The organism is Amycolatopsis viridis, assembly GCF_011758765.1.
GTDB lineage: Bacteria > Actinomycetota > Actinomycetes > Mycobacteriales > Pseudonocardiaceae > Amycolatopsis_E > Amycolatopsis_E viridis.
In genome coordinates this window covers 1,732,510-1,749,939 of record NZ_JAANOU010000001.1, presented here as the reverse complement: position 1 = coordinate 1,749,939, position 17,430 = coordinate 1,732,510, and the positions used below count along the sequence as shown (strand labels likewise).

15 protein-coding genes are annotated in these 17,430 nt (G+C 71.9%); 7 read left to right on the top strand and 8 right to left on the bottom strand.

Annotated elements, in window-relative coordinates; genetic code table 11:
• Positions 1–4: 4 nt before the first annotated feature.
• Both FHX46_RS08665 and FHX46_RS08660 read right to left on the bottom strand, forming a co-directional pair.
• Positions 5–1,333: an NtaA/DmoA family FMN-dependent monooxygenase gene (locus FHX46_RS08665; protein ID WP_167112256.1), complete on the bottom strand. Its 1,329-nt coding sequence runs from the start codon at positions 1,331–1,333 to the stop codon at positions 5–7.
• Positions 1,330–2,445: an LLM class flavin-dependent oxidoreductase gene (locus tag FHX46_RS08660; protein WP_167112254.1), complete on the bottom strand. Its 1,116-nt coding sequence runs from the start codon at positions 2,443–2,445 to the stop codon at positions 1,330–1,332. Before FHX46_RS08660 ends, FHX46_RS08665 begins: the two co-directional genes overlap by 4 nt.
• A gap of 89 nt (positions 2,446–2,534) precedes the next feature.
• On the opposite strand from FHX46_RS08660, the gene FHX46_RS08655 reads away from it, so the two are divergent.
• Positions 2,535–2,945, top strand: a complete 411-nt coding sequence (locus tag FHX46_RS08655; RefSeq protein WP_167112252.1) for a secondary thiamine-phosphate synthase enzyme YjbQ — start codon at positions 2,535–2,537, stop codon at positions 2,943–2,945.
• On the opposite strand, the gene FHX46_RS08650 is transcribed toward FHX46_RS08655, so the two are convergent.
• Complete coding sequence (locus tag FHX46_RS08650; protein ID WP_167112250.1) at positions 2,930–3,964, bottom strand: ABC transporter permease; 1,035 nt, start codon at positions 3,962–3,964, stop codon at positions 2,930–2,932. The two genes, FHX46_RS08655 and FHX46_RS08650, sit on opposite strands and share 16 nt — an antisense overlap.
• A 104-nt stretch (positions 3,965–4,068) precedes the next feature.
• Between FHX46_RS08650 and FHX46_RS08645 the strand changes: the two genes are divergently transcribed.
• On the top strand, positions 4,069–4,776 hold the full coding sequence (locus FHX46_RS08645) for an HAD family hydrolase (protein WP_167112248.1): 708 nt from the start codon (positions 4,069–4,071) through the stop codon (positions 4,774–4,776).
• A 41-nt stretch (positions 4,777–4,817) separates the two neighbouring features.
• Here FHX46_RS08645 and FHX46_RS08640 read toward each other — a convergent pair whose 3' ends face one another.
• A complete protein-coding gene (locus FHX46_RS08640; RefSeq protein ID WP_167112246.1) occupies positions 4,818–6,569 on the bottom strand; it encodes a proline--tRNA ligase in 1,752 nt (583 codons plus the stop codon).
• 87 nt (positions 6,570–6,656) lie between these two features.
• Positions 6,657–7,439: an IclR family transcriptional regulator gene (locus tag FHX46_RS08635; RefSeq protein WP_243871249.1), complete on the bottom strand. Its 783-nt coding sequence runs from the start codon at positions 7,437–7,439 to the stop codon at positions 6,657–6,659.
• Positions 7,440–7,498: 59 nt separating this feature from the next.
• Here FHX46_RS08635 and FHX46_RS08630 point away from each other — a divergent pair, with 59 nt between their 5' ends.
• Both FHX46_RS08630 and FHX46_RS08625 read left to right on the top strand, forming a co-directional pair.
• A complete protein-coding gene (locus FHX46_RS08630) occupies positions 7,499–8,794 on the top strand; it encodes an MFS transporter (RefSeq protein ID WP_167112244.1) in 1,296 nt (431 codons plus the stop codon).
• Positions 8,791–9,681, top strand: coding sequence for a 2-hydroxyacid dehydrogenase (locus FHX46_RS08625; RefSeq protein ID WP_167112242.1), 891 nt, complete (start codon positions 8,791–8,793; stop codon positions 9,679–9,681). The genes FHX46_RS08630 and FHX46_RS08625 overlap by 4 nt, the downstream gene beginning before the upstream one ends.
• Here the strand turns inward: FHX46_RS08625 and FHX46_RS08620 are convergent, their stop codons facing one another.
• Together FHX46_RS08620 and ku are read right to left on the bottom strand one after the other, a co-directional pair.
• Positions 9,682–9,885: a hypothetical protein gene (locus tag FHX46_RS08620; RefSeq protein WP_167112240.1), complete on the bottom strand. Its 204-nt coding sequence runs from the start codon at positions 9,883–9,885 to the stop codon at positions 9,682–9,684.
• Between the two features lie 93 nt (positions 9,886–9,978).
• Positions 9,979–10,854, bottom strand: coding sequence for a non-homologous end joining protein Ku (gene ku, locus FHX46_RS08615; protein ID WP_167112239.1), 876 nt, complete (start codon positions 10,852–10,854; stop codon positions 9,979–9,981).
• A gap of 155 nt (positions 10,855–11,009) precedes the next feature.
• Here ku and FHX46_RS08610 point away from each other — a divergent pair, with 155 nt between their 5' ends.
• The gene (locus FHX46_RS08610; protein WP_167112237.1) at positions 11,010–13,313 is read left to right on the top strand and encodes an ATP-binding protein; all 2,304 of its coding nucleotides are present in this window, start codon (positions 11,010–11,012) and stop codon (positions 13,311–13,313) included.
• 37 nt (positions 13,314–13,350) lie between these two features.
• On the opposite strand, the gene FHX46_RS08605 is transcribed toward FHX46_RS08610, so the two are convergent.
• Entirely contained in the window at positions 13,351–14,748 is a 1,398-nt protein-coding gene (locus FHX46_RS08605; protein ID WP_167112235.1) for a sialate:H+ symport family MFS transporter, read from the bottom strand.
• A gap of 92 nt (positions 14,749–14,840) precedes the next feature.
• Between FHX46_RS08605 and FHX46_RS08600 the strand changes: the two genes are divergently transcribed.
• Both FHX46_RS08600 and FHX46_RS08595 read left to right on the top strand, forming a co-directional pair.
• A complete protein-coding gene (locus FHX46_RS08600) occupies positions 14,841–15,521 on the top strand; it encodes a FadR/GntR family transcriptional regulator (RefSeq protein ID WP_167112233.1) in 681 nt (226 codons plus the stop codon).
• A 125-nt stretch (positions 15,522–15,646) separates the two neighbouring features.
• Complete coding sequence (locus tag FHX46_RS08595) at positions 15,647–17,380, top strand: pyruvate dehydrogenase (RefSeq protein WP_167112231.1); 1,734 nt, start codon at positions 15,647–15,649, stop codon at positions 17,378–17,380.
• Positions 17,381–17,430 lie beyond the last annotated feature (50 nt).

Below are 17,430 nucleotides of genomic sequence, written 5' to 3'. Positions count from 1 at the left end.
CGGTTCAGCGATCGATGCCGAGGTGGTCGCGCAGCGTGGTGCCGTCGTACTCGCTCCGGAAGACGCCCCGCTCCTGCAGCAGGGGCACCACCTTGTCCGCGAACGGGTCCAGCCCGCCGGGTGTGACGTGCGGGACCAGGATGAACCCGTCGCTCGCGTCCTCCTGCACGTAGGTGTTGATCGCCTCGGCGACGGTCGCCGGGGCGCCGACGAACGTCTGCCGCCCGCTGACCTCCACCACCAGGTCGCGGATCGACAGGTTCTTCGCCGCCGCCAGTTCCCGCCACTCCCGCACCGTCGCCACCGGGTCCCGGTACATGCGGGTCTGCGCTCGGCCCTTGGCGAGCGCGTCCGCGCCGACCACCGGTTCGACGTCGGGCAACGGGCCCTCCGGGTCGTAGCCGGACAGATCGCGGTTCCACACCTGCTCCAGGAACCGGATCGCCGTCTGGCCGCTGACCTGCTGGTACCGCACGACGCTCGCCAGCTCCTCGGCCTCGGCGTCGGTGTCGCCGAGCACGAACGTCGCCGCGGGCAGCACCAGCAGCTGGTGCGGCTCGCGCCCGTAGGCGGCCAGGCGCCGCTTCACGTCGGCGTAGAACTTCCGCCCCGCGTCCAGCGTGCCGTGCCGCGTGAAGATCGCGTCCGCGGTCGCGGCCGCGAACTCCCGGCCCTCGTCGGAGTCGCCGGCCTGCAGGATCACCGGCCTGCCCTGCGGGCTGCGCGGCACCGTGAACCGGCCCGCGATGTCGAATTGCGCGTCGTGCCGCTCGAACGCGCCCGCGCGCGGGTCGCGCAGGAACACGCCGGACGACTTGTCCGCCACGATGTCGTCCGCGCGCCACGAGTCGAACAACTCGAACGCCGTGTCCAGGAACAGTTTCGCCCGCTGGTACCGCTGGTCCTCGGGCAGGTATCCACCGCGGCGGAAGTTCTCCCCGGTGAAGGCGTCCCACGAGGTCACCACGTTCCACCCGGCCCGCCCCTCGGACAGGTGGTCCAGGCTGGCGAACTGTCGGGCCACCTCGTAGGGCTCGTTGAACGTCGAGTTGATCGTGCCGGTCAGGCCCAGCCGCTCGGTCACCGCCGCGAGCCCGGCCAGCACGGTGAACGTGTCGGGGCGGCCGACGACGTCGAGGTCGTAGATCCGGCCGGCGTGCTCACGCAGCCGCAGGCCCTCGGCGAGGAAGAAGAAGTCGAACTTCGCGCGTTCGGCGGTCTGCGCGAGGTGCGCGAACGACGAGAACTCGATGTGGCTGCCCGCCTGCGGATCGCTCCACACCGTGGTGTTGTTGACGCCGGGGAAGTGCGCGGCGAGGTGGATCTGCTTCATCGCGACGCTCCTGCGTAACGGTTGGCGGGACGGCTCAGGCCGAGCAGGCCCCGCAGCGTGGTGGCCTCGTACTCGCGGCGGAACGCACCGCGCTGCTGGAGTTCGGGCACGAGCCCGCGGGTGATGGCGGTGAGGTCGTGCGGCAGCGCGGCCGGGCGCAGCCGGAAACCGGTCAGCCCGGCGTCGCGCCACGCGAGCAGCTGGTCGGCCAGCCCGGCGGGCGTGCCGGTGAAAACGAGGGCATCGGAGGTGTACTCGGCCCCGTCGAGATCGTCCAGCCGCGCCTTGCGGTCCCGCGCCGCCTGCTCGGTCTCGTCGAGGAACACCACGACGTCGCCGAAGACGAGCAGATCGGGCCGCAGCCCGCGCAGCTCCGCCGAGAGCGACCGCGCCTGTTCGGTGTCGTGCGGGGTGACGAACACCAGGTCGGCGGAGCGGGCGGCGAGCCGGTGGATCTCGTCGATGTGCGAGAGCACGGCCACCGGTGGCTGGCCCTGCGGCGGGCGCGGCGTGATCGACGGGCCCTTCACGCTGAAGAACCGGCCGGTGAAGTCGATGTAGTGCAGCTTGTCGCGGTCGACGAAGCGGCCGGTCGCGACGTCACGGATCTCCGCGTCGTCTTCCCAGCTGTCCCACAGGCGCCGCACCACCTCGACCCAGTCACCGGCCTCCTCGGCCAGGTCCGGCAGCGGCACCGGGAACTCGCGGCGGCCGAAGTGCCGTGCGTCCTCGGGACTGCTCGCGATCCGGACCCGCACCCCGGCGCGGCCGGACGAGACGTAGTCGAGCGTGGCGATCGCCTTGGACAGGTGGAACGGCTCGGTGTGGGTGGCGACCGCGGTCGGCAGGAACCCGAGGTGCCGGGTCAGCGGCGCGACGCGGGACGCGATCAGCACCGCGTCCAGCCGCCCGTCCACCCGGTCGGTGCGCCCGTCCCGGGGCGCGCCGAGGGAGTCCTCGATCGTCACGAAGTCCAGCAGGCCGCGTTCGGCCTCGGTCGCCAGATCGCCCCAGTAGCGCGGGCGGAACAGCTCGTCCGGGCGCGCGTCCGGCTCGCGCCACGCGGCGGGGTGCCAGCCCGCGCCCTCCAGTGCCACCGCGAGATGAACCATGCCTCGCTCCTTTCGCCTCCCACCGTCCAGCGATCGGGCGGCACGCGCTATTTCGCGTACCACCCGTTGGGACGCCTACGGTGAGAGGCATGTACTCCACGGAGATCGAGGTGCAGACCGGCGGCCGGGCCGTCGTGCACGACCTGACCAAGGAAGCCGAGGCGTTCCTCGCCGAGGCGGAGGCCGCCGACGGGCTGCTGCACGTCTTCGTGCCGCACGCCACGGCGGGCCTGGCGATCCTGGAGACCGGCGCGGGCAGCGACGACGACCTGCTCACCGCGCTGGACGACCTGCTGCCCCGTGACCAGCGGTGGCGGCACCAGCACGGCAGCGCCGGTCACGGCCGGGACCACGTGCTGCCCGCGCTGGTGCCGCCGTACGCGAGCGTGCCGGTGCTGGGCGGGTCACCGGCGCTGGGCACCTGGCAGTCGATCTGCCTGGTGGACACCAACATCGACAACCCGGTCCGGCGCGTCCGGTTCAGCTACCTGGCCGGCTGAAGCTCGGCCGCCGGGGCAGGCGCCGGCCGCGGCGCGCGGCGGGGCCAGAGGACCACGACCAGCCCGGCGACGAGCATCGCGCCGAGCACCCACACGCCGGTGGTCACGTCAGGGGCGCCCGGGGTGCCCTGCAGCAGGCTGCGGATGCCCTCGGTGGAGAACCGGAACGGCGCCCACGACCACAGCAGGATCCGGTAGGCCGGGTTCAGCAGCTCCGGCACCTGCCCGGCCACGTTCGGCGCGAGCAGGTAGAGCGGGCCGAGGATCGCCATCGCCCGGATACCCAGCAGCCGCAGCAACGCGGCCTGCACGGCCGCGAACGCCGCCGCGGTCAGCAGGACGTAACCGAGGACGTCCCAGCCGGGTGTCAGCGACGAGTCCCACAGGGCCAGGAACCCCGCGACGACCGCGGTGATCAGCACCGCGGTGGCCGCGATCTGCGTCAGGCGGGCCGCGGTGCCGATCCGCGCGCCGGACCGCCGTCCGAGAAGCACCAGCAGCGCACCGGCGGCGAGGCTGCCGACCCAGGCCAGGATGCTCACCGCGAGCGGCGCGATCCGGCCGGCCGGGCTCGCCGGGTGCACGGTCTCCACCCGCACCGGCGCGGCCGGGGTGCCGGTCGCCTGCGAGATCGCGGCCGACAGCGCCTGGCCGGCCCCGGTGAGCGCCTGCTGCACGACCTGGGTGCCGGCCGGGTTGACCGCGCCCGACACGACGACACCGACCTGCCCCGGGGCGAGTTCCAGGACGCCGTAGACGGTCTTGTCGTCGAGCAGCCGCCTGCCCTGTTCCGGTGAGGTGACCTGCACGCTCAGGGCGTCGCCGCCCGCCGTGGTGAGGTGCTGCGCCGCGGCCCGCACCGGGGGCGCGGCCTGGTCCGGCACGGCGACCGCGACGGGAAGTCCGTGTGGTGCGACCGACGCCTGCACGCCCACCGTGAGGAACCCCAGCACCACCGCGATCACCGCACCGGCCAGGGCGGCGAGTCCGGCGATCCGCCGCGTGGATGTTCCGGTCATGGGAACCTCCGACTGAATTCTTCCAATGTTGAATTTCAGCGTAGACGCGGCTCCACGCAGAAGTCAACGCTTGATGAATAACGGGGTTGGTAGCGTCGGCGGACGTGACGAGCAGTACGCACCGGCTGGTGCTGTGGGACATCGACCAGACCCTCATCGACCTGCGTGGCGCCGGCCGCGGCTGGTACCGGCAGGTGCTCACCGAGGTGACCGGCGTGACGCTGACCGAGATGCCGGACTTCTTCGGGCGGACCGAGCGCGCCATCACCGCGGAGGTGCTGACCCGGCACGGGATCGAGCCGACCGAGGAACTCATCCAACGGATGTGGCTGGCGCTGACCGCGGTGTCCGAGACCGCGCTGCCGGAGCTCGGCAAGCAGGGCCTGGCGCTCCCCGGCGCCGCCGCGGCGCTGGCCGGGGTGGCCGCCGCGGGCGGGGCGTTGCAGTCACTGGTGACCGGCAACCTGCGGGACATCGCCTGGCACAAGCTGTCCGCGTTCAGCCTGCACACGCACCTGGACTTCGAGATCGGCGGTTACGGTGACCTCTCCGCGCACCGGCCCGACCTGGTGGCGTACGCGGTCGACCGGGCACGGGCGGCACACGGATCACCGTTCGAACCCGCCTCGGTGGTCGTCGTGGGCGACACGCCGCACGACATCGACGCCGCGCGGGCGCACGGCGCCGTCGCAGTGGGGGTGGCAACCGGCCGCTTCGACGAGCAGGCGCTGCGCGACGCAGGTGCCCAGGTCGTGCTGCGCGACCTGAGCGACACGAACCGGGTGCTGGCAGCCGTCTTCGGCGAGGGCTGACCGGGACGGGAGCGGCCTGCCCGGCGGGCCGCTCCCGGTGCTCAGCCGCGGATGAGCTTCACCAGGTGACCGGCCACCGCGTCCACGGCGATCTCCTCGCGCTCGCCGGACTTGCGGTCCTTGACCTCCACGACGCCCTTCGCCAGGCCGCGGCCCACCACCAGGATCGTGGGCACGCCGAGGAGTTCCGCGTCCGCGAACTTGACACCCGGCGAGGCCTTGCGGTCGTCCAGCAGGACCTGCACCCCGGCGGCGTCCAGGTCGGCGGCCAGCTTCTCCGCACCCGCCGCGATCGACTCGTCCTTGCCCGCGATCACCACGTGCACGTCGTAGGGTGCCACCTCGCGCGGCCACACCAGGCCGAGCTCATCGTGGCTCTGCTCGGCGATCACGCCGACCAGGCGGGACACCCCGATGCCGTAGGAGCCCATCGTGATGCGGACCGGCTTCGAGTCGGCGCCGAGCGCGTCCACCTGGAACGTGTCGGTGTACTTGCGGCCCAGCTGGAAGATGTGCCCGATCTCGATGCCGCGCGCCGCGACCAGCGTGCCCCGGCCGTCCGGGGACGCGTCGCCCTCGCGGACCTCCGCGGCCTCGATGTAGCCGTCCGGCCGGAAGTCACGGCCCGCGACGAGGTCGACGACGTGGTGGTCGGCCTTGTCGGCGCCGGTCACCCACGCGGTGCCGGTGACCACCCGCGGGTCGACCAGGTAACGGATCCCGTTGTCCTGCAACGCCTTCGGGCCGATGTAGCCCTTGACCAGGAACGGGTTGGCGGCGAAGTCGGCCTCCTCGAGCAGCGCGACCTCCGCCGGCTCCAGGGACGCCTCCAGTCGCTTCGGGTCGACCTCGCGGTCGCCCGGAATGCCGATGCCGATGATCTGCCAGTCCTTCTCGCCCGGCCGGCGGATCTTCACCATCACGTTCTTGAGGGTGTCCGCCGCCGTGAAGGTGCGGCCCAGGTCGGCGCGGCTGTTGAGGTGGTCCACCAGGGTCTGGATCGTCGGCGTGTTCGGCGTGTGGTGCACCTGCGCCGCGGGCTTGTCCTCGACGGACTGCTCCGGCGGCGCGGGCGTGACGACGGCCTCGACGTTGGCCGCGTACCCGGACTCGGTGCTGCGGACGTAGGTGTCCTCACCCGTCTCGGCGACGGCGAGGAACTCCTCCGACGCCGAGCCGCCCATCGCGCCGGATGTGGCCGCGACGATCACGTAGTCCAGGCCCAGCCGGTTGAAGATGCGGATGTAGGCGTCGCGGTGCAGCTGGTAGGACCGCGACAGACCGTCGTCGTCGAGGTCGAAGGAGTAGGAGTCCTTCATGACGAACTCGCGGCCACGGAGAATGCCGGCGCGGGGACGCGCCTCGTCGCGGTACTTCGTCTGGATCTGGTACAGGACGACCGGGTAGTCCTTGTACGAGCTGTACTCGCCCTTCACGGTGAGCGCGAACAGCTCCTCGTGCGTCGGGCCAAGGAGGTAGTCGGCACCCTTGCGGTCCTTCAAGCGGAACAGGGCGTCGCCGTACTCGCGCCAGCGGCCGGTCGCCTCGTACGGCTCGCGCGGCAGCAGCGCGGGGAACAGGATCTCCTGGCCGCCGATCGCGTCCATTTCCTCGCGGACGATGTTCTCGATCCTGCGCAGCACCCGCAAACCCAGCGGCAGCCACGAGTACCCGCCCGGCGCGACCCGGCGGACGTAGCCGGCCCGCGTCAGCAGCTTGTGGCTGGGAACCTCGGCGTCGGCCGGATCCTCGCGCAGCGTGCGCAGGAACAGCGACGACATCCTGGTGATCACTGGGGTGCTCCTCGGGGTCGAAACACGGTGTGAACAGCGTAGTCAACCCCGGTGTCCGGGCTTCAACCGGTTATCGGGCGCCCCGGTTCAGCGGGGCAGGGACGCGGCCAGTTCGCGCGCCGCGGCCTGCAGGGCGGGCACGAACGCCTCCAGCTCGGCCATCGTCACGCGGTACGCGGGCGCGGCCGTGGACACGGCGGCGATCGCGGTGCCGTCCGGGGCCAGGACCGGCACGCCGACCGCCCTTATCCCCGGCTCGTGCTCCTCGTCGGCCACCGCGTAGCCGCGCGCCCGCACGGAGGCGATCTCCCGGGCGAAGTCCGCTCGCGAGGTGATCGTCCGTGGCGACAGCGCGGTCAGCTCCAGCGACTCCACCAGTGCTGCCCGCTCCGGGGCGAACGCCACCAGGCACTTCCCCATCGACGTGCAGTGCAACGGGCCGCGCTGCCCCGGTTCACCGCGGATCTGGATCTGCCGCGGACCCTGCACCGAATGCACGTACAGCTGTTCGTGCCCGTCGAGCACCGCCATCAGCGTCGGCTCGCCGGTCTGTTCCGTCAGCGTCCGCAGCACCGGCAACGCCACCCCGGCGAAGCCGCGGGCGTGCGACACCCGCTGCCCCAGCTCGAACAGCCGCAACCCCAGCGCGTACCGCTTGGATCCCGGGTCGCTGCGCGCGAAACCCTGCTCCTGCAACGAACTCAGCAGCCGGTGCGTGGTGCTCACCGGGTAGCCCGCGCGCCGCGCCAGCTCGGACAGCCCGACCCCGTCCGGGTACTCACCGAGCAGCGACAGCACCCGCAGGGCCTTGCCCACCATGTCGGCCACACACCACCCCTTGACGCCGTCCGGCCGAGGTCCCACACTCATCGGGCACCATATCGCGGAATAGTTTTCCATATTATGGAAAGAACGGCAAGGAGGCCGACATGGGGAGCCCGCCAGTGACCGGCAGGGCGACGACGCCGGGGAGACAGCGCTGGCTGCGCCTGATCCCGATCGTCTTCGTCACCTACAGCCTGGCCTACCTCGACCGCTCGAACTTCTCCATCGCCGCGGCCGGGGGCATGGCCGAGGACCTGGGCATCACGAGTTCGACGTCCGGCCTCATCGGAGCCTCGTTCTTCGCCGGCTACTTCCTGTTGCAGGTCCCCGGGGTGCTCTACGCCGACCGCCGCAGCGTCCGCGGCCTGATCTTCTGGTCGGTGCTGGCCTGGGGCCTGCTCGCCACGCTGCAGGGACTGCTCAGCTCCGTCGTGCTGCTGATCGTGGTCCGCTTCCTGCTCGGCGCCGTCGAGGCCGCGGTGCTGCCCGCGCTCGTGGTCCTGCTCGCGCGCTGGTTCACGAAGGCCGAACGCGGGCGGGCCAACGCCTTCCTCATCCTCGGCAACCCGGTGACCGTCATGTGGCTGTCCGCGGCCTCGGGCTACCTGGTCGAGGCCACCAACTGGCGGGGCATGTTCATCATCGAGGGCATCCCGGCGCTGGTCTGGGCGTTCGTCTTCCGCTCGCAGGTCCGCGACCGCCCCGCCGACGCGGCGTGGCTGGCGCCGGCCGAACGCGCGGCCGTCGACACCGCGATCGCCGCGGAACAGGCCGAACTCGCGACGACCGCGGAGACCGGGGAGCGCCACCCGCTCAGCGAGGCCCTGCGCACCCCGTCCGTGCTGATCCTCGCCGCGCAGTACCTGCTGTGGAGCATCGGCGTCTACGGGTTCGTGTTCTGGCTGCCCTCGATCGTGAAGGCCGGCTCATCGGCCGGCATCGGCGCCACCGGCCTGCTGTCGGCAGTGCCCTACGCCTTCGCCGTGGTCGCAATGCTGCTCAACTCGCGCCTGTCCGACCGCGCCCACCGCCGGATCCGGTACGTGTGGCCGTGGCTGTTCGCCGGCGCGATCACGTTCTACGGCTCCTACCTGGCGGGCCACAACGCCTTCTGGCTGTCGTTCCCGCTGCTGATCCTCGCCGGGATCGCGATGTACGCGCCCTACGGGCCGTTCTTCGCGATGATCCCGGAGCTGCTGCCGCGCCGCACCGCCGGGGTCGCCGTCGCGCTGGTCAACGCAGCCGGCGCCCTGGGTGGCTTCCTCGGCACCTACCTGGTGGGCTGGTTGCGCACCGCCACCGGCACCGACGCCGCGGCGTTCCTGATGCTGGCGGGCACGATGGCCGCATCCGCGCTGGTCCTGTTCGCCGTTCGCTCCCCGAAGAGGAAGGTCGCATGACGCCCCGAGTTCTGCTCCCCTGGTCCGATGTCGCCGTCCCGGCCGGCCTGGAAGCCGCCTGCTACGACGGCACCGGGACGCCGCCCGGCCTGGACGGCGTCGAGTTCTACGTGCTGCCCTACGACAGCGGCCCGCAACCGCCGGAACTCATCGCGCGGATGCCATCGCTGAAGGCGGTGCAGTCGCTGTCGGCGGGCGTGGACAGCCTGCGGCCGCTGATCCCCGCGGGCGTCACGCTGGCCAACGGCCGTGGCCTGCACGACCTGAGCGTCGCCGAGCACACGCTCGCGCTGATCCTGGCCGCGCAGCGGAACCTGCCGCGCTGGTTCCGCCAGCAGCGCACCGGCTCCTGGGACCGCGAGCACACCCGCTCGCTCGCCGACGAGCGCGTCCTGCTGGTCGGCTACGGCTCGATCGGCCAGGCCATCGAGCGGTACCTGCTGGCCGGCGAGGCCGATGTGGTGCGCGTGGCGAGCACCCCGCGCGCGGGCGTGCACGGCGTCGACGAGCTGGCGGACCTCCTGCCGGGCGCGAGCATCGTCGTACTGATCCTGCCGGACACCCCGGCCACCCGCGGGCTGATCGGCGCACCGGAACTGGCGGCCCTGCCGGACGGGGCGCTGGTGGTCAACGTCGGCCGCGGTACCGCGATCGACACCGCGGCCCTGACGAAGGAGGTCTCGGACGGCCGGCTGCGGGCCGCGCTCGACGTGGTGGACCCGGAGCCGCTGCCGCCGGAGCACCCGCTGTGGCAGCTGCCGGGATCGATCATCACCCCGCACGTGGCAGGGGGTTCGGACTCGTTCTACCCGCGGGCGAAGCGGCTGGTGGAGCAGCAGCTCGAACGCTTCGCGCGCGGCGAGCCGCTGCTCAACGTGGTGCGGTGATCAGGACGCTTGCGCGTACTCGACGGTGTGGTCGGCCGTGCAGATGCAGCCGCCGTCCACCTCGTCGCACCGGATCGTGAGGCGGTGCCGCACCAGGTCGGTGTCCGTGCAGTCCGGTTCGGTGCAGTCCACCAGGGCGTCCACGTGCAGGACGAGGGTGCCGTGGCAGTGGTCGAGGTCCCGTGCGCAGCTGGGGCACTCCATGTCTGACACCTTCCGCCGGTAGGGGTTGCGGCACCTTGGTACCACCCAGCCCGGCCGGACGGTGGGAGGGCGCCCCGGCGTGTCGGTGTGCGGTCAGGCACTCTTGGGTGAGCGGCGGCCACGCCCCGAGGTGGACGAGGTGGACGAGGTCCCCGCGGACTTCTTGGCGGGCGTCCGCTTGGCCGGTTTGCGGGCCTTCTTGGCCTCGCTGACGCTGGCCTCCAGCGCCGCCATCAGGTCGACCACGTCGGTCTTGGGCGACCGGCCCGCGGGCCGCGTGGTCTTCTTGCCGGCGATCTTGGCGTCGATGACCGCTTCCAGCGCCTCGCGGTAGTGGTCGGTGTACTTGCCCGGGTCGAACACCGGCTCGGACAGCGAGTCGATCAGCGAGCCGGCCATGCTGAGCTCCTGCGGCCGGACCTGGGGCAGCTCGTCGCGCAGGAAACCGAAGTCGGGGGTGCGCACCTCGTCCGGCCACAGCATGGTGGTCATCACCATGACGTCGGCGTGCACGCGCAGCAGGGCGAGGGTCTCCCGCTGGCGCAGCGCGACCTTGGCGATCGCCACGTGGCCGGACTTGTGCAGCGCATCGCGCAGCAGCACGTACGGCTTGACCGCCGCCTTCTGCGGCTCCAGGTAGTAGTGCCGGTCGAAGTGCAGCGGGTCGATGGCCTCGAGCGGGACGAACTCCAGCACGTCGATCACGTTGGAACTGGACAGCGGCAGGTCCTTGAGGTCGTCGTCGGTGATCACGACCATCTCGCCGTCGTCGGTTTCGTAACCCTTGGCGATGTCGGCGTAGGGCACTTCCTCGCCGTCGATCGTGCAGAAGCGCTTGTACTGGATGCGCCCGCCGTCGGCCACGTGCACCTGACGCAGGGACACGTTCTTGTTCTCGGTGGCCGTGTAGAGGTTGATCGGAATGGTGACCAGCCCGAACGACACCGAGCCCTTCCACATCGATCGCATCGCCGGGGCCCTCCGCTCCTGCCGAGATAACCGCAGGTCGGACGTTACGCGAGAAGCGCTCGCACCACCAGGCGGCCACCCGGCCGACGGATACCCCCGGTATTTGAGCTGTCCGGACCGCACCGATCAACGCCGGCGCCAACTAGGCTGATGCAGTGGCGGGCACACTTCCGAGCGAGCTCACGAGCTTCGTCGGCCGGCGGCAGGAACTCGCCGAGATCCGGCGGTTGCTGTCCGCTGCCCGCCGGGTGACGCTCACCGGCCTGGGCGGGGTGGGCAAGACCAGGCTCGCCGTGCGCGCCGCGGCGGGGCTGACCCGGGCGTTCCCGGACGGGGTGCACTTCGCCGAGCTGGCCGCGCTCGACGATCCGGCGCTGCTGCCGCAGACCATCGCCACCGCGCTCGGCCTGCGGGACGAGGCCGTCGATCCCGCCGACCGGCTGGCCCGGTTCCTCGCCGACCGGCAGGTGCTGCTGGTGCTGGACAACTGCGAGCACCTCGCCGACGCCTGCGCGACGCTGACCGGCAAGCTGCTCGCCTCGACGAGCGGCCTGCGCGTGCTGGCCACGAGCCGCCAGCGGTTGTCCGTGGAGGGTGAGCACCTGCTGCCGGTCGAGCCACTCGACCTGCCCATCGGGAGCGGGACGAGCGATCGCGCGGACGGCTGGGACGCGGTGTCGTTGTTCGCCGACCGCGCCGCCGCGGTGTCGCCCGGCTTCGCCCTCACCAGGGCCAACGAGGCGCTGGTCGCCGCCATCTGCCGCCGCCTGGAGGGGCTGCCGCTGGCGATCGAGCTGGCCGCGGTGTGGCTGCGCACCCTGTCGCTGACCGAGCTCAACGACCGCCTCGCCGACCGGTTCGCGCTGCTGACCGAGGCCACGCGCACCGCGCCGCCGCGCCAGCAAGGGCTGGAGGCGCTGGTGGACTGGACCTACCAGCTGTGCCTGCCCGCCGAGGAGCGGGCGTGGGAGCGGCTGTCGGTGTTCCGCGGCGGGTTCGACCTGCCCGCCGCCGAGCACGTGTGCCGGAGCGAGGGCAGCACCGACGGTGCTGACGCTGATGACAGCACCGTGCTGAACGTGCTCGCCGGCCTGGTCGACAAATCGGTTCTGGTGCGCGAGCGGGACACCTACGGCCACAGCGCGCGCTACCACATGCTGGAAACCCTCGCCGAGTTCGGCGCGGCCCGGCTCGCCGAGCGCGGCGACCCGGCCGAACCGGTGCGACGGCACCGCGACTACTACCGCGAGCTCGCCCGCCGCTTCACCACGGAGAAGATCACCGAGCGGCAGCAGGACTGGATCGCGCGGCTGCAGAGCGAGCACGCCAACCTGCGCGGCGCCCTGGAGTCGTGGCTCGAGGAGCCCGATCCGCGGCCCGCACTGGAGATGGCGGGCAACCTGTCCACGTTCTGGATCGCGGGCGGCCACCTCGTGGAAGGCGGCCGCTGGCTGGACCGCGTACTGGCGCGCGACAGCGGGCCGTGCCGGGAACGGGCGCGCGCCCTGCACGCGTCGCTGCTCGCCTGCACCTGGCTGGGGGTGCGCAAGGGCTTCGACGACCGGCTGCAGGAGTACCGGTCGATCGCCGTGCAGCTGCGCGATCCGGCGGTCGACGTCGAACTGCTGGTGTGCGAGGGGGTCAGCCGCTACTTCCTCGGCGACCCGCGGTGGGCCTGTGAGCTGCTGGAGAAGGCACAGGAGGAGTGTGCGGCGATCGGCAAGGAAGGGCTGCCACTGCAGATCCTGTCCTACCTGGCCCTGGCGCGGTTCGTGCTGGGCGAACCGGACGCCGAAACCGCCGGGGAGCAGGCGGTCGCGTTGTGCGCCAGTCACGGCAACCCGCCGTGGTACACCGCGCTGGCCGTGTGGGTGCTGGGGCTGGCGGTGTGGCGGCGCGGCGACGTACGGCGCGCGGAACGCCTGCACCGGGAGGCGATCCGGCTGCGTGAGCCTGCGGCCGACCATTCCGGGACCGCGCTGGCCCTGGAATCACTGGCCTGGTGCGCGGCCTCGGACCGGCGGTTCACCCGGACCGCCCGCCTGCTCGGTGCCGCCGCGACCGCGTGGCGGCTGTCCGGCGCGGGACGCATCGAACGGGCCTTGCGGCAGGTGTCGGAAACGCACGCCGCGGCGCCGGCCCGGGACGCCCTGGGCGACGAGGCGTTCGAGCAGGAGTACGCCCGCGGCGCGGCGATGTCGTTCGAGAACGCGGTGGCGTTCGCCCTGGACGAGCGGCGGACCCGGACCGCCCCGGCGACGTCGTCCCGCCATCCCCTCACCAACCGGGAGAAGGAGATCGCGGGCCTGGTCGCCAAGGGGCTGAGCAACCGCCAGATCGCCGGCCGGCTGATCATCTCCCAGCGCACCGCGGAAAGCCACGTCGAGCACATCCTGGCCAAGCTGGGCTTCAGCTCGCGCACCCAGATCGCCGCGTGGATCACGGCGAACGAGTCCTGAGGTGGCCGGGTTCGCCGCCACGCCCGCGGCGCGCGGTTCAGCCGACCGGTGCCGGTTTCCGCTTCCCGAGCCTGCCCAGCCGGGCCGGCACGTCGAACCCCACCAGCAGCGCGGTGAGCACCGTCAGGCCGGCCGCGAGCCAGCCCAGCGCCGGACCGAGCCCGAGGTGACCGGCCACCTGCGCGCCGAGCAGCGGGGCGACCGCGCCGCCGAGGGCACCGACGTTGTAGGTGAACCCGAGGCTCGCCGCCCGCGTCCGGGTCGGGAAGTGGTCGCCGATGTACTTCGGCAGCAGCCCCGAGATCCCGGAACTGGTGCCCTGCAACACGAACAGCAGCAGCCACACCAGCACGATGCTGCCGGACCCGAGCGCGAACGCGGGGAACACGAACACCAGCGACAGCAGCAGCCCGCCGACGTAGGTGGCCCGCGTGCCGAACCGGTCACCGACGACGCCGGCCAGGCAGGACCCGGCTGCGTAGCCGAGCCCGGCCCAGGTCAGCGCGTTCGCGACCTGACCGGCGTTGTAGTGCAGCACGGTCTTCAGGTAGGTCGGCAGCAGCGACTGGATCGGCCACGAGTACAGGAACGCGCAGAACACGGTCAGCATCAGCCCGACCGCCATCGGCCACGCCCGGCCGCTGATCTGCACGGCGAACACGACGAAACCGATCACGCACAGGGCGATGCACAGCGGGTAGAACGCGCCGGCGTGGCCGGAGAAGATCAGCACGAGGCTGGTCGCGAGCACCAGCGTGACAACCACGTTGACCGCCGCCCAGCGCCGGTCGAGCAGCGCGGTCGCGCTCGTCGACCGCGCGTTGCCGGAGCCGACCTCCGCCGTCCAGTCCCCGGCCTCGGGCAGCGCCCGGCGCAGCCACAACGCCACGAAAACCGGCACGATCCCGATCCAGAACAGCCACCGCCAGCCCAGGTGCGGCACGATCAGGTCGTACGCGCGAGCGGCCAGGACGGACCCGATCGGGTAGGCCGACAGCAGGAAACCGGTGGCGCGGTTGCGCAGGTCCTTCGGCCAGCTCTCCATCACGTAGGTGCTGCTGGCCCCGTACTCCCCGGCCATGCCGAGCCCGACGATCGCGCGGAAGACGAACAGCGACCAGTAACTCCAGGCGAAACCGCACAACGCGGTGCCGGCGGCGTACAGGACGATGGAGGCGATCATCGCCGGGCGGCGGCCGAAGCGGTCGCCGAACGCGCCGAGCGCGAGCCCGCCCAGCCAGCGCGACACGAACGCGGCGGACACCAGCGTGGCGGCGGTGGCCAGGGACAGGTGGAATTCGTCGCGCAGCTCGGTGAGCACCAGGGTGATGATCACGAAGTCGAAGCCGTCGAGCAGGTAGCCGAGCCACGCTGCGCCGAACGCCTTCCACTGTCCGGGCCCCAGGCGGCGGTACCACGGGATCGGGGAGGTCATGCGTCCTACCTCTGCGTCGAGGACTGGTTGTGGGACGTTGGACGTCGTATGATGCCCGGGACGGTAGCCGACGACCTCGGATGGTGGCAAGAGTGCGGACACTGCGCAGCCAGGAACTGGCCGACTCGATCGTCGAGCTCATCGACCGGCGGCAGCTCGGTCCCGGCGACCCCCTGCCGCCGGAGCCGAGGCTGATGGCGGAGTTCGGTGCGGCGCGCAACTCGGTGCGGGAGGCGCTGCGCACGTTGCAGGCCCTGGGCATCGTGGAGATCCGGCACGGCTACGGCACCTTCGTCGGTGCCGCCAGCATGACGGCCCTCAGCCCGTCCCTGCTGTTCCGCACCCGCGCGCGCTCCCGGGACGACCTGCAGGGGCTGCGCGACCTGCTGGAGGTGCGGCAGATCCTGGAGACCGAACTGACCCGCAAACTCGCCCGGCAGCGGGACGAGGCGCTGCTCGACCAGCTCGCGGAGCGGGTGCGGCGGATGGCGGACCCGGCCACCTCGGCGGTCGCGGACGGCGAGTTCCACGAGCTGATCTGCACCGCGGCGGGCAACGAGCTAGCCGCCGAGCTGATCCGCCTGTTCTGGAGCGTCTACCGGCAGACGGAGGTGCTCATCGGCGCGCCACGCACGCCGTCGGACGCCCTGGTCACCAAGCACCAGCTGGTGGTGGACGCCATCGCGGCGGGCGATCCGGACGGTATCGAGGACGCCGTGCGCCACCACTTCGACGAGGTCCGGGGCCGACTCGAACCGTGTGCCCGCGCCTGAATTCCGCTCGCTCACCCGAACGTGCGGAAACACACTGTTCGATTCTGCCCGCAACGAGTGAAGTCGGCTGGACGTCCGCGCTGCGGCGAGAGGACCCTGGATCCCAGACGCGGAAAGGTGGGGCGATGGCGACAGTGGCCGAGCAGATGGTGCGGATCCTGCGGGAGTGCGGGGTTCGCCGCATCTACGGGATCGTCGGGGACAGTCTGAACCCGGTCGTCGACGCGGTGCGGCGCACCCCGGGCATCGACTGGGTGCACGTGCGGCACGAGGAGACGGCGGCGTTCGCCGCGGCCGCGGAGGCGCAGATCACCGGGCGGCTCACCGTGTGCGCGGGCAGTTGCGGCCCCGGGAACCTGCACCTGATCAACGGCCTGTACGACGCGCACCGCAGCGGCGCGCCGGTGCTCGCGATCGCTTCCCACATCCCGTCCGGGCAGATCGGCACCGGGTTCTTCCAGGAGACGCACCCGGAGCAGTTGTTCGCCGAGTGCAGCCACTTCAGCGAGCTGGTGTCGCAGGCCGAGCAGATGCCGCGGCTGCTGCGGATCGCGATGCAGACGGCCGTCGGCAAGGGCGGGGTGTCGGTGCTGAGCATCCCGGGCGACGTGGCGGAGCGGCGGGCCGTCGGCACGGCGGACGAGACGGTGCACCTGGTGGAACCGTCGCCGGTGGTGCCCCGCGACGCGGCAATCGAGGAGCTGGCCGAGGTCCTCGACGGCAGCGGGAAGGTGATGCTGTTCGCCGGGGCCGGGTGCCGGGATGCGCACGACGAGGTGATGGCGCTGGCCGGCCGCCTGCTCGCACCGGTGGGTCACTCGCTGGGCGGCAAGGAGTGGATCCAGTTCGACAACCCCTACGACGTCGGCATGAGCGGGCTGCTCGGGTACGGCGCGTGCTACGAAGCGATGCACGAGGCGGACCGGGTGGTGCTGCTGGGCACCGACTTCCCGTACGACGGGTTCCTGCCGCAGGCGCACACCGTGCAGATCGACACCAACCCGGCGCACCTGGGCCGCCGCACGCCGCTGGACCTGGCGGTGCACGGGTCGGTGAAGGAGACGCTGGCCGCGGTGCTCCCCCGGCTGCGGCAGCGCACCGACCGGTCCTATCTGGACCGCATGCTGCGCGAACACGCCCGGAGCCTGGAGAAGGTGGTCGACGCCTACACGCGCGACATCGAGCACCGCACGCCGATCCACCCGGAGTACGCCGCGGCGGTCCTGGACGAGGTCGCGGCCGACGACGCGGTGTTCACAGTGGACACCGGAATGGGCAACGTGTGGGCGGCGCGGTACCTGACGCCGAACGGCCGGCGCCGGGTGATCGGGTCGTTCCGGCACGGCAGCATGGCCAACGCCCTGCCGCACGCGATCGGCGCCGCGCTGTCCTCCCCGGGCCGCCAGGTGGTGTCCATCTCCGGCGACGGCGGGCTGGCGATGCTGATGGGCGACCTGCTGACGCTGTCGCTGTACGACGTGCCGGTGAAGGTGGTGCTGTTCAACAACGCGTCCCTGGGCATGGTGAAGCTGGAGATGCTCGTGGACGGCCTGCCGTCCTTCGGCACCGACCACACGCCGGTCGACTTCAGCGCGATCGCCGCCGCGTGCGGCATCTGGTCGACCCGGGTCGACCACCCGGGCGAGGTGCGCTCGGCCCTGAGCAAGGCGTTCGAGCACCCGGGCCCCGCGCTGGTCGAGCTGACCACCGATCCGAACGCGATGTCGATCCCGCCGAAGATCACGAGTGAGATGCTGCGGGGCTTCGCCCTGGCCGCGAGCAAGACCGTGCTGAACGGCGGCGTGGGCAAGATGGTCGAGCTGGCCCGCAGCAACCTGCGCAACATCCCCCGCCCGTAGACCGGACACGCCGGCGCCGGTGGCCGGGTGCACCGTGCCGGCCGCGCGGT

Bases quoted from the DNA above. Each gene is read 5' to 3' on its own strand.
- FHX46_RS08665 (WP_167112256.1), bottom strand. From the start codon at position 1,333: ATGAAGCAGATCCACCTCGCCGCGCACTTCCCCGGCGTCAACAACACC.
- FHX46_RS08660 (WP_167112254.1), bottom strand. From the start codon at position 2,445: ATGGTTCATCTCGCGGTGGCACTGGAGGGCGCGGGCTGGCACCCCGCC.
- FHX46_RS08655 (WP_167112252.1), top strand. From the start codon at position 2,535: ATGTACTCCACGGAGATCGAGGTGCAGACCGGCGGCCGGGCCGTCGTG.
- FHX46_RS08650 (WP_167112250.1), bottom strand. From the start codon at position 3,964: ATGACCGGAACATCCACGCGGCGGATCGCCGGACTCGCCGCCCTGGCC.
- FHX46_RS08635 (WP_243871249.1), bottom strand. From the start codon at position 7,439: ATGAGTGTGGGACCTCGGCCGGACGGCGTCAAGGGGTGGTGTGTGGCC.
- FHX46_RS08630 (WP_167112244.1), top strand. From the start codon at position 7,499: ATGGGGAGCCCGCCAGTGACCGGCAGGGCGACGACGCCGGGGAGACAG.
- FHX46_RS08625 (WP_167112242.1), top strand. From the start codon at position 8,791: ATGACGCCCCGAGTTCTGCTCCCCTGGTCCGATGTCGCCGTCCCGGCC.
- FHX46_RS08620 (WP_167112240.1), bottom strand. From the start codon at position 9,885: ATGGAGTGCCCCAGCTGCGCACGGGACCTCGACCACTGCCACGGCACC.
- ku (WP_167112239.1), bottom strand. From the start codon at position 10,854: ATGCGATCGATGTGGAAGGGCTCGGTGTCGTTCGGGCTGGTCACCATT.
- FHX46_RS08605 (WP_167112235.1), bottom strand. From the start codon at position 14,748: ATGACCTCCCCGATCCCGTGGTACCGCCGCCTGGGGCCCGGACAGTGG.
- FHX46_RS08595 (WP_167112231.1), top strand. From the start codon at position 15,647: ATGGCGACAGTGGCCGAGCAGATGGTGCGGATCCTGCGGGAGTGCGGG.